At 68.7% G+C, this 11,083-nt stretch carries 8 protein-coding genes; 3 read left to right on the top strand and 5 right to left on the bottom strand.

Going from position 1 to position 11,083, the window contains the following annotated elements; translation table 11 throughout:
- Positions 1-180: 180 nt before the first annotated feature.
- The gene (locus tag KRR26_RS09580) at positions 181-1,845 is read right to left on the bottom strand and encodes a hypothetical protein (protein WP_120204215.1); all 1,665 of its coding nucleotides are present in this window, start codon (positions 1,843-1,845) and stop codon (positions 181-183) included.
- A gap of 175 nt (positions 1,846-2,020) precedes the next feature.
- Between KRR26_RS09580 and KRR26_RS09575 the strand changes: the two genes are divergently transcribed.
- Positions 2,021-4,375 (top strand): arylsulfatase, encoded by a 2,355-nt coding sequence (locus KRR26_RS09575; protein WP_120204213.1) that lies wholly within the window; start codon positions 2,021-2,023, stop codon positions 4,373-4,375.
- A gap of 48 nt (positions 4,376-4,423) precedes the next feature.
- Here the strand turns inward: KRR26_RS09575 and KRR26_RS09570 are convergent, their stop codons facing one another.
- From KRR26_RS09570 to KRR26_RS09560, 3 genes are all read right to left on the bottom strand, one after another.
- Complete coding sequence (locus tag KRR26_RS09570) at positions 4,424-5,602, bottom strand: SDR family oxidoreductase (RefSeq protein ID WP_217079655.1); 1,179 nt, start codon at positions 5,600-5,602, stop codon at positions 4,424-4,426.
- Positions 5,603-5,647: 45 nt separating this feature from the next.
- A complete protein-coding gene (locus KRR26_RS09565) occupies positions 5,648-6,940 on the bottom strand; it encodes an NTP/NDP exchange transporter (RefSeq protein ID WP_199723715.1) in 1,293 nt (430 codons plus the stop codon).
- Between the two features lie 137 nt (positions 6,941-7,077).
- Positions 7,078-8,376 (bottom strand): pyridoxal phosphate-dependent aminotransferase, encoded by a 1,299-nt coding sequence (locus KRR26_RS09560; RefSeq protein ID WP_120204210.1) that lies wholly within the window; start codon positions 8,374-8,376, stop codon positions 7,078-7,080.
- Between the two features lie 349 nt (positions 8,377-8,725).
- Between KRR26_RS09560 and KRR26_RS09555 the strand changes: the two genes are divergently transcribed.
- A complete protein-coding gene (locus KRR26_RS09555; RefSeq protein ID WP_217079654.1) occupies positions 8,726-9,736 on the top strand; it encodes a DUF1028 domain-containing protein in 1,011 nt (336 codons plus the stop codon).
- 114 nt (positions 9,737-9,850) lie between these two features.
- Positions 9,851-10,528, top strand: coding sequence for an AMIN-like domain-containing (lipo)protein (locus KRR26_RS09550; RefSeq protein ID WP_236068439.1), 678 nt, complete (start codon positions 9,851-9,853; stop codon positions 10,526-10,528).
- On the opposite strand, the gene KRR26_RS09545 is transcribed toward KRR26_RS09550, so the two are convergent.
- Positions 10,499-10,942 (bottom strand): hypothetical protein, encoded by a 444-nt coding sequence (locus KRR26_RS09545; protein ID WP_147422912.1) that lies wholly within the window; start codon positions 10,940-10,942, stop codon positions 10,499-10,501. The genes KRR26_RS09550 and KRR26_RS09545 overlap by 30 nt on opposite strands.
- Positions 10,943-11,083: the final 141 nt, after the last annotated feature.

Raw genomic sequence — 11,083 nt, 5'->3', positions numbered from 1 at the left:
CCTACCCCGGACGAACCCGCGCCACACGCGGCCCACCTGCTCCCCTATCGCCTCAGGCTGACATGAGGGAGGCCCCCGTGTCCCTACTCATGAGGGCTGCCCGGGCAGCGAACAGCCAGCCGACTCGGCCCGTCAGGCGCCGCCCCGGCGCCAGCCGCCTCACGCAGCCCAGCGTGACGCTCAGTCGTCCTCGTCATCATGCTTGGGCGAGGGCGGCATCTCCGTGTTGTAGATGTTGATGGAACCTTCATCGATGCTCTTCTGCGCCCCGAAGACGAGCGTCTGAAGATGCGACGGGAACACCGTGTTGGGCACATGCATGCCAGACGCCCCCCAGTAGTGCCCGAAGGCATCCGTGGGCAGGATGAGCTTGTCCCCCAGCACCCGGGACGCGTCCTGAAGCACTTCGTAACAGGTGCGGCAGGGCGTCTTCACGCCCCCGATGAAGGCGGGCTGGAACAGGCTGATTCGCGACGCGCCATTGAGCTGCATCAAGATGGGGTAGAAGAGCTGCTCGGCGTGGATCTTCTTCTTCGTGAAGTAGACCTGCCCCTCGCCCTTCGTGAGCGCCTTGGGGAGCACCACGTAGATCTTGCCGGTCTCCACCGTCGAGTCGACGCTCCAGAACGGGTAGCCCTTGCGCGTCTTGTCCTTCAAGACGGTGATGCCCCGAATGTTCGCCGCGCTCCACCGCATGGCGAGCCGCATCTGACTGAACACGTACTCCCACTTGAATCGGAAGTAGTCCGGGTAGGTGTTCTTGACGATTTCATCCCGGTACACGCCGAGCTTCGCCTTGTGCTCGTTGCCGAAGTTGCGCAGCGACGTGTCGTAGCTCCCGGTCGTCAACCCCGGCAGCTTCAGCTTGTCCAGGAACGCCGCGACCGAGCCGTCCGACTGGAGCGCCTCCAGCAAGGCCTTGGAGAACGTGTAGTTGTTCGTGGAGAGGAAGAGCGAGCCATGCGCCCACATGGCCTGGACCTCCACCGGGTTGTTCGAGTCACCACCGCCGTTGAACTCCACCACGTACACGAGCGAGCAGAGCCGCCGCAGGAACGAGTTGGGTCCCAGTTCGCGGTAGTCCCACGTCAACGACCGGTCCACCAGCTTGGCGCCGTTGACGACGACCGGAGAGGACTTGCTCATCTTCGGGTACGTCACGCCGTTGATGTTCTCGGAGTGCCCCAGGTCCGACTGATACTGCGTGAACGGCACCGGCGTGCCCACGTGCATCGTCGTCTTCATCGGGTCGCGCGCGTCGGAGAGTTCCCCGAAGCGCTTGTTGAACGCCTTCCGGAACTTCTTCTTCTCCTGATAGCGCGACTCGCTGCGCGCCAGCTTCGCGCTCGAGGAGGTGGACCCCAACGTGAACAGCCGAACCTGGTCATCCTCCTGCTGGAACGGGAACAGCGTGCGCTTGGTCTTCTTGATCGCCTGCAATAGCTCCTCGTTCGCGGTCTTCTCCAGGTCCTCGGTCTGATAGAGGCCCAGGTCCGTGACCTCGTCGGGCGGCAAGACCCCCGGGTGCTTGCGCTTCTTCAGACGCTCGGGCTTGTTCCGCACGTGCGGCTTGACGAAGTAGACGTCATCCACCTGGGCGCACTTGGGGCACCGGGGACGAATGCCTTTCTGTGTGGGGTAGTCCAGCGCGGAGCACATCCCAGACGTGTAGTCGCACTTCCGGCAGTGGAAGATGTAGTAGTTGACCGCGATGCGCTCGACCTTGTTGCTCGGGCCGAACTTCTTCGAGCACTCGGAGCACTGCGCTGGCTCGTCAGGCAGCTCGCTCTCGGGGATGAGGTCGCTCACCTTCTTGCAGCTCTGACACTCGAAGTAGAAGAACATCCGGTCGCTCCCTGGCTCGGGTGCCCATGCTTGAGGCACGCCCCCCAGGCGTCAAGTGGCGGACAAGCCAAGCCTGCGCCGCCTGTCCCCGCTCGGCGGGCTGCGGCACGCGGGCGCCGTCGTGTCCAGTTCTCCACGGAGCGCGCTTGCTACCGCTCCGCGAGGAGGACACACCATGGCACTCAAGGAATACCCGAGAGGAAGCACCTTCCCAGGCGTCATCGGCCGCACGTGGGAGCAGTCATCTCCTGCGTGGCCCGCGCCCATCCGCGCGCGCCAGGGCGCGCCCAACGTGCTGTTCATCGTGCTGGATGACACGGGCTTCGGCCACCTGGGCTGTTATGGCTCGCCCATCCGCACCCCGAATCTGGACCGGCTCGCGCGGGGCGGACTGCTCTACAACAACATGCACACCACGGCGCTCTGCTCGCCCACGCGCTCGTGCATCCTCACCGGGCGCAACCACCACTCCAATGGCATGGCGACCATCACCGAGGTGTCGCTCGGCTATCCCGGCTACAACGGCACCATCCCGTTCGAGAACGGCTTCCTCTCCGAGATGCTGCTGGAGCACGGGTACAACACGTATGCGCTGGGCAAGTGGCACCTGACGCCCGCGGAGCAGACCAGCGCGGCGGGGCCCTACAACCGCTGGCCACTGGGGCGCGGCTTCGAGCGCTTCTATGGGTTCCTGGGTGGAGACACGCACCAGTATTACCCAGACCTCGTCCACGACAATCACCCCGTCCCTCCGCCGCGCACGCCCGAGGAGGGCTACCACCTCACCGAGGATCTGGTGGACCGCGCCATCGGCTTCATCGCGGACACCAAGCAGGTCGCGCCCGACAAGCCCTTCTTCCTCTACTTCGCCACCGGCGCCATGCACGCGCCGCATCACGTGCGCAAGGAGTGGTCGGACAGGTACCGCGGCCAGTTCGATGACGGCTGGGACGCCTACCGCAAGAAGGTCTTCCAGCGTCAGCTGGAGCTGGGCATCGTGCCGCCCGGGACGCAGCTGTCTCGGCATGACCCGGACGTGCAGGACTGGGACGCGCTCCCACCGGAAGAGAAGCGCCTCTACGCACGGATGATGGAGGTGTTCGCCGGGTTCCTCGAGCACACGGACCATCACATCGGCCGGCTGCTCGACGCGCTGGAGGAGAGCGGCGAGCTGGAGAACACGCTCGTGATGGTCATCTCCGACAACGGCGCCAGCCCCGAGGGCGGTCCGCATGGCTCGGTGAACGAGCTGAAGTTCTTCAACAACACGCCCGAGTCCCTGGAGCAGAACCTCCAGGCGATGGATGCGCTGGGCGGCCCGCAGTACTTCAATCACTACGCCTGGGGCTGGGCCTGGGCGGGTGACACGCCCTTCCGCCGCTGGAAGCGCGAGACGTATCGCGGCGGCACCACCGACCCGTTCATCGTCCACTGGCCGCGAGGCATCCCCGCGCGCGGCGAGCTGCGCACGCAGTACTGCCACGCCATCGACATGGTGCCCACGGTGCTGGACTGCCTGGGAATCTCGCCGCCCGAGCAGATTCGCGGCGTCACCCAGTCCCCGCTGGAGGGCGTCAGCTTCAAGCACTCCTTCACGGACGCGCAGGCGCCCAGCCGCCACGTGACGCAGTACTTCGAGATGTTCAGCAACCGCGCGCTGTACCACGACGGCTGGCGCGCGGTGTGCCCCTTCCCGGGCCCGTCGTTCAAGGAGGCGGGTGAGGAGTTCGGCGCCTCGAAGCTCGATGAGGACCGGCTGCGCCGGCTCGACGCCGAGGGCTGGGAGCTGTACCACGTGGCCGAGGACTGCTCCGAGACGCGCAACGTGGCCGAGCAGAACCGCGGCAAGCTCATCGAGATGATCGCCCTCTGGTACGTGGAGGCGGGCAAGTACCAGGTGCTGCCGCTGGCCTCGCCGGACCGCGCGGTGTTCTCCGCCGAGCGGCCCCAAATCTCCCCGGACCGACAGCGCTACGTGTACCGGCCGAACACCTCGCCCGTGCCGGAGAACGTCGCCGCGCACGTGCTCAACCGCCCGCACACCATCACCGCCGACGTGGAGGTGACGGACGGCGCCGAGGGCGTGCTGCTGTGCCACGGCGGCATCACCGGCGGCTACAGCTTCTTCATCAAGGACCACAAGCTGCACTACCTCTACAACTTCGTGGGCGAGCGGGAGTTCCACCTCGAATCCGCGGTGGAAGTCCCACGCGGACACGCCGAGCTGCGCTTCGAGTTCGAGCCCACCGGCAAGCCGGACCTCGCGCAGGGACGCGGCACGCCCGGGCGCGGGCGCCTGTACATCAACGGCGATCTGGTGGCCCAGAGCGACATCGACGCCACCATGCCGCTGGTCATCAGCCTGGGCGAGGGCCTCACCTGCGGCCGGGATGACTACTCACCCACCAGCTCCATGTACGAGGCGCCCTTCGTCTTCACCGGCGATCTCCATCAGGTCGTGGTGGACGTGTCCGGCGAGCACCTCCACGACGAGAAGGCCGAGCAGAACGCGCTGATGGCGCGGCAGTAGCCAACCACCCCGGGGATGCGCCGGCGTGGCGCATCCCCGGGGGCGGCTTCACTGCGCCTTGGCGGAGCCCTGCTGCTGGCGCCACGCGGCCAGCACCTCGCGCTCGCGCGCGTCCGCGATGCCCGCCTCCAGTTTGCCTTGACGCGCGGGCGGCAGCGTCTTGAACCACGCCAGCGTGTCGCGCACGGTGTCCGCGGTGGGCCGGAAGGAGAGCCCCTGCGCCAGCGCGCGGGCAATGCCCACGCGGCCCATGCCCTTGTCCTCGCTCGTGCGCGAAATCCACACGGGCATGTCCGACCACGCGTTCACCTTCTGCTTCGTGAGGAACGCGGCCTCCGCCCAGGTGAAGCGCGCGTCGCTGCCCGTGGCCTGCTTGCACGTGTCGAGCAGCGCGCGCATGGGCACCGGCTCTTGCGGGCCCGTGGCGTTGAACGTCCCCGTCAGCTTGCGCTCCACGCCGTGGATGAGCCACGCGGCCAGGTCGCGCACGTCGATGAACTGCACCGGGTCCTCGCCGTCGCCCGGCGCGAGCACCTCGCCGCCGCGCGCCACGCGCACCGGCCAGTACGTGAAGCGGTCGGACGGATCATCCGGCCCCACGATGAGCCCCGGACGGACGCTCAGCGACCGGCCCGGCATCGCCGCCTCCGCGGCCTGCTCGCACAGCGCCTTGAGCGCGCCGTAGGACTCCTCGGTCACCTTCTCCATCGTGGGGTCGGCGATGGTGGCCACGGGCGAGCGCTCGTCGATGCCGTACTCGCGCAGGTCCTTGTAGACGGAGATGGAGGACACGAAGACGTAGTGCCCCACGTGCGGCGCGAGCAGCTCTGCCGAGGCCTTCACCAACCGGGGGAAGTAGCCGGACGTGTCGATGACCGCGTCCCAGGCGCGGCCCTCCAGGGCCTTGAGCCCCTCGCCCTTGCTGGGGTCGCGGTCGCCGCGCAGCTTCTCCAGGTCCGGGAACAGCTCCGGACGCGTCTTGCCACGGTTGAACAGCGTCACGACGTGACCGCGCGCGCGCGCCGCCTCCACGAGCGCGGGGCCCAGGAACTCCGTCCCGCCGAGGATGAGGATGCGCTGGGACCTGGCGGGGCCCGAGGCCTCCGCGCCTTGCTCGCGCGAGGCCGGCGCCTCCGAGCCGCCCGTCTTCGTCGTCGCACAGCCCAGGGCCTGGGCCGCGCCCAGCACCATCGCGCCCTGAATCACACCTCTGCGAGTCCACCTCATGTCGGGGTTCCTCCGGGGTCCAGCAAGGGACGCTGCATGCCCGCCTCAGCGAGCCGGGGCATTCTCTACTGGAGCGACCCCTTCGGGGGATGCGGATTCCACGCGCGCGCGCTGACGTCGGGCCAGGAACATCGACACGCTCAGCCACAGCCCCGCCAGCGGCACCGCCACCAACGACAAGCCCACGTTCCCCAGCCCCAGCGTCGTGAGGCCGCCCTGGAGCCACGAGCTGACCGTGTCGCTGCCTCGGTACACCACCGTGTCGATGAAGCTCTTGGACTTGTAGCGGGCCTCGCGGTCCACCGTGGTGAAAAGAATCTCGCGAGAAGGTCGCTCCAGCGCGTAGTGGCTCGCGCCGCGCAGCGACTTCACCGCGATGAGCATCCACAGCACGGGCATCGCCGCGAGCGCCAGGAACCCCAGCGCGGTGAGCACGGGCGCCACCGCCATGGCCGCCGCGAGCCCCAGCTTCGAGATGACCCGCCCCGTGACGAGCGCCTGCAGCCCCAGCGTCAGCACCTGCACCCAGAAGTCGATGTCCGCGAACGCCGCCGTGCGCGCCGCCGCGTCGCTCGCGTGCGCCGCCACCAGCTGCACCTCCTGGTAGTACAGGAACGTGGAGGTGGCCGCGTACAGCAACACCTGAAGGCCCATGGCCAGGAGGAAGGGCGAGGTGAACATCAGCCGCAGCCCCGCGAACATGCTCCCGCCCACCGGGCCCTCGGAGGTGGGCGCCTGGTGCTGCACGTCATGCGCCCACCGGCTGAGCTTGCGCACGCAGACCGCGCTCACCTCCAGCATCACCGCCGAGACGAGGATGAGGTTGAGCGGCCCCACGGACTCGGCCAACCGGCCCACCAGGAACGGGCCGACAATCATCCCGGCCGTGCCGCCCGCCGCGATGAAGCCGAAGAGACGCTTGCCCTGCTCGCTGGCGAAGACGTCCGCCATGAAGCTCCAGAAGATGGAGACGACGAACAGGTTGTAGACGCTCAGCCAGACGTAGAAGACCCGCGCCACCTCCGCGCGCGCCACGCCGAAGCGCAGCAGCACGAAGAAGACCACCAGGTTGGCGAGGAAGAAGAGATAGACACGCGGGATGACGATGCTCCGAGGCCACCGCGCCACCAGCGCGGAGAAGGCCGGCACCGCCACCAGCATCACCAGGAACGTGGCGGTGAAGAGCCACGACAGGTGCTTCACGTCACCCGCCGTCCCCATCTCGTTTCGGATGGGGCGCAGGATGGCGTAACCGCACATCAACGTGAAGAAGTAGAGGAAGGACCAGAGGACCGCTCCGACCTCCTCGTCCCGGACATCCACGAATCGCTTGAGCATGAGGGAAGGTCGCGCGTCTCGCCGTTCTCGGTGAGCGGGAGCAAACCCTATCTCAAGATCGCTATTCCCGGATTCCACTGAAGGAGGCGCGGCATCGCTCCCGGGTCAGGAGTGGGACGCCGCGCCCCGTTCGGCCCTCAGCGCGACGCGAGGACCTCGCGCACGGTGGCCTCCACGCGGGGGAGCGCCTCTTCGATTTCCGCCACGGACGTAGCGCCCACGGAGAGGCGGAACCAGCCGGAGTCCTCGTTGAGGCCGAACGCCTGGAACGGCACCACCGCGAAGCTGGCCTTCTCCAGCAGCCGCTTGCGGATGTCATCGTTCGTCTTCAGGTCGCCCTTGCCCACCAGGTCGAAGCGGACCGAGAGGTAGATGGCGCCCTGCGGCGCGATGGCGCGCACCGGCAGGCCCGCGGCGCGCATGCGCTCGAAGCCCTGGTACAGCGCCTCCAGCCGCACGTCCACGCTGCGGCGCATGGCCTGCAGGTACGTCTCGCACGCGGCGGTGTCGTCCAGGTAGCGCGCCGTCGCCACCTGCTCGGCCTTGGGAGCCCACGCGCCCACGTGGCCCAGCACGTCGCGCATGCGCGAGATGATGGACGGCGGCCCCACGCCCCAGCCCACGCGCACGCCCGTCGCCGCGAAGGCCTTGCTGATGCCATCCACGAACACCGTGTACGGCGCAATCTCGGGCACCAGCTCCACGGGCGTCACGTGCTTCGTCTTCCCGAAGGTGAGCACCCAGTAGATGTGGTCGTACATGAGGATGAGCGGCTTCTGGCCGCGCTGCTCACGCGACTTGTTCTCGTCCACGATGCGCTGGGCAATGGCCCGCAGCGCGCCGGGGTCCACCATGGTGCCCGTGGGGTTGAGCGGGCTGCACAGGCATAGGAGCCGCGCGGTCGAGAGGTGCGGCGCAAGTTGCTCCAGCGTGGGCATGAAGCCCTTCTCTGGATCCGTGGGCACCACCACGCTGCGGGCCCCGAGCATGTGCGCGTAGTGGTTGTTGTTCCACGAGGGCACCGGATAGATGACCTCGTCGCCGGCATCGAGCACCGCGCGATAGGTGCCGTAAATGATGGGCCGCGCGCCGCCGGCGACCACGATTCCCTCCAGCGGGTACTTCAGGCCCAGCGAGCGCTCATAGAAGCGCTGCACCGCCTGGCGCAGCTCCAGCACGCCATCCGAGGGCGGGTAGTTCGTCTCGCCCGCCTGGAGCGCGGTGCCAATGCCCTGCCCCAGCCCCTGCGGGATGGGGAACTCCTTGGGGCTGAAGTCACCCACCGTGAGGTTGCACACCTTGCGCCCCTTGGCGACCAGCTCGCGAATCTCCGCCGCGATGCGGAGGATTTCGCTGCCAACGAGCCCGCGCACCATCGTGCCAACGGTCGAGTCGTCACGCGTGGGGCGCGGAAGGGAAGTGAGGTCCAGGGCCATGAGAGGGTCTCTCCAGTTCCGGAGTCAGTAGAGGGGGGCACGCGACACCGCGGCCCGGCGGACCCTACACGCCGGGCGCCCCGCATGTCTCAGCCACCTGCATGTGCGCGGACCGCGAAGCACGGGCATGGGGACGACGCCCCGTTCCGCTCGGGCGCGGGGCGACCGGGCATGGGTGTCAGTCCCGTCACACTCACGCCGCAACGAATTCCGAGCGAGCCCCGAGAGGCCGATATGCCCCGGAACCCGTCCCGTTCCAGGGCATGCGACATCCACCCCACCCCGGAAGAGCGTCCCGTCCGTGCGCGTCGCGCGCGGCGGCCGCCGTCCCTCATGCCGAGGCCCCGCCATGAAGCCCCTGACGCAGCACCTGCTCGCCCTCTCGTCCCTCCTCTTGCTCGGCGCGGGCACCGCGCGGGCCGCGCCGCCCTCGTCCATCAACACGCGCATCTTCGGCACGCGCGCCATCGTGGCGTGCGACCCCGTGGGACATCAGTGCGGCATCGCCGTCATCTCGTTCCCCACGGGCATCACGGCCCTGGTGCCGTACGGGCGCTCCGACCTCGCGGTCGCCACCATGGCGCTACCCTCGGTGGATGATGCGCAGGCCGTCATCGCGCGCATCGACGGCGGCGCCGCGCCCCAGGCCGCCATCGACTCGGTGCTGGCCGAGGACCCCTATGGCCCCATCCGCCAGCTCGCCGCGGTGAAGCTGCACCCCGATGGGAGCATCACGCTGGGGCAGACCTCCGGAAACCAGACGGCGGACGCCACGTGCTCCGTGAAGGGCGCCACCTACGTCGTGCAGGCCAACAACATGTCCACCGGCAACCTCTGCCAGGCCATGGCGGATGGCTTCGAGCACGCCACCGGCAGCTTCCCGCGGCGACTGCTCCAGGCGCTCCAGGCCGGCGCGCGCGTGGGCGGGGACAAGAATGGCGAGCGCTCGGGCGTCGTGCGCGTGTGGAACACCACCGCGGACAGCGCCTTCTACACGCACGTGCTCGCGGACGCCGTCGTCAACAGCAGCTACAACGCGCTGGAAGAGCTGGACGTGCAGCTCCACCGCTACCTGGGCGTGCTCGCCGTCCAGGACCCCGCGGACCGCATCGCGCTCGACAAGCCCACGGCGAAGCGCCTCAAGAAGGTGCTGCACCGCACGGGCTACTACGAGGGCCCCATGGATGGCACGTGGTCCAACGCGGCGGATACGGCCCTGGCCGGACTCGTCTGGAACAACTGCTTCTTCGAGAAGCCGACCACCGTGGTGAACGGGACGCGCATGGTGGACGGCCCGCTCGTGCGCTTCATCCTGGACGTGGACCCGCGCGCGCTCGCCCCCGCCACGTCGGCGCCGTGACATCCCCGGCGCGCTGAGCCCTGGCTCCCAGGTGCCCTCCCGTGCGAGAGGAGGGCACCGGCCCCACCCGGAGGGCCGTTGGGAGGACACGCGATGCGGCGGTCTGGACGTGGGATGCGGTCGCTGTGGCTCGTGGGCGCGCTGCTCACGGCGGGGGGATGTTCCAAGAAGGACGAGCCCGCGCCCGAGCGCACCGTGGCGCCCACGCCCACGCCACCCCTGGGCACCCTCCCTCGCGAAGGCGAAGCCGAGGCACGTCCCCCTGTCCACGTCGCCTCGGGCAGCGTCCTCCCCCAAGCGCCGACGCCGACTCCCCCCGGCCCCGAGGAGAGCGCTCCCGCCGCCGAACCAGACTCGCCCGCGTGGACCTCCAGCCCCACCGAGGTGAAGCGCCGTGAGCAAACCCAGGCCACGCTCGTCTCGGTGCGCACGGGCCCCCACGAGGACTACGACCGCGTGGTGTTCCAATTCGAGGGCGCGGAGCTGCCCGGCTATCAGGTCGCCTACGCGAAGACGCCCGCGGTGCAGTGCGGCTCGGGCGACCCGGTGAAGGTGGAGGGGCAAGGGCCGCTGGAGGTGCGCTTCATCCCCGCGCGTGCGCACACGTCCGAGGGCAAGGCCACCGTGAGTGACCTCACGCTGAAGCCCGCGCTGCCCATGGTGCGCGAGCTGGTCCGCACCTGTGACTTCGAGGCCGAGGTGACGTGGCTGCTCGGCACCGCGCGCCCTACGAGCTATCGCGTGCTGGAGCTGAAGGGCCCGTCACGCATCGTGGTGGACGTGAAGCACTGAGGCCGAGCGCAGGGCGTGGTCGCGGGCTCGCTGGCGCGCGATGAGTTCGCGAGCCTCCGCCTCGGTGTCGGCGAACTCGAGCGGCACGCGCCACCGGCCCAGCAGATAAAGGGCCAGCATCAGCGCCTTGGCACCCGCGCGCTCGACCGGGCCCGTGCCCAGGTACACCTGGCCCTTGAACCACGCCTCGCTCGAATGGTGGACGAGGTGGTCGCGCGCCTCGCGCTCCAGCGTCGAGTTCGCCACGTCGGAGATGACGTAGAGCGGATGTCGCGCGCCCAGCTCCTCGCAGATCTCCAGCACCCGCTTCACATCCTCCAGCCGTGAGGGCCCGACGAAGCGGAAGACGAGCAGGTCCGGCGCCTCGAAGGTCGCGCGATGCGTCCCGAATGCCCACTCACGAGGAGTCGTCACGGCGAGGCTCAGCTCCATCCCGAAGACCAGCGGCGCTCGAACTGTTCTCTAGATAGAAGATATCGGCGCCACACGGAAGACAGCCTCCCTCGTGGGCAGGTGGGTCGCGCGAGACGAGCACTCGCACTTCACGGGTCGCGG

The sequence above is a fragment of the Citreicoccus inhibens genome, from assembly GCF_019039035.1.
GTDB classification, from domain to species: domain Bacteria; phylum Myxococcota; class Myxococcia; order Myxococcales; family Myxococcaceae; genus Citreicoccus; species Citreicoccus inhibens.
Note: the sequence above shows the minus strand (reverse complement) of the source record. Positions and strands in the feature narration are given on the sequence as shown.

Excerpts from the sequence above, each read along its gene's own strand:
- KRR26_RS09565 (WP_199723715.1), bottom strand. The coding sequence starts at position 6,940 with ATGCTCAAGCGATTCGTGGATGTCCGGGACGAGGAGGTCGGAGCGGTC.
- KRR26_RS09560 (WP_120204210.1), bottom strand. The coding sequence starts at position 8,376 with ATGGCCCTGGACCTCACTTCCCTTCCGCGCCCCACGCGTGACGACTCG.
- KRR26_RS09575 (WP_120204213.1), top strand. The coding sequence starts at position 2,021 with ATGGCACTCAAGGAATACCCGAGAGGAAGCACCTTCCCAGGCGTCATC.
- KRR26_RS09550 (WP_236068439.1), top strand. The coding sequence starts at position 9,851 with ATGCGGTCGCTGTGGCTCGTGGGCGCGCTGCTCACGGCGGGGGGATGT.
- KRR26_RS09570 (WP_217079655.1), bottom strand. The coding sequence starts at position 5,602 with ATGAGGTGGACTCGCAGAGGTGTGATTCAGGGCGCGATGGTGCTGGGC.
- KRR26_RS09555 (WP_217079654.1), top strand. The coding sequence starts at position 8,726 with ATGAAGCCCCTGACGCAGCACCTGCTCGCCCTCTCGTCCCTCCTCTTG.
- KRR26_RS09580 (WP_120204215.1), bottom strand. The coding sequence starts at position 1,845 with ATGTTCTTCTACTTCGAGTGTCAGAGCTGCAAGAAGGTGAGCGACCTC.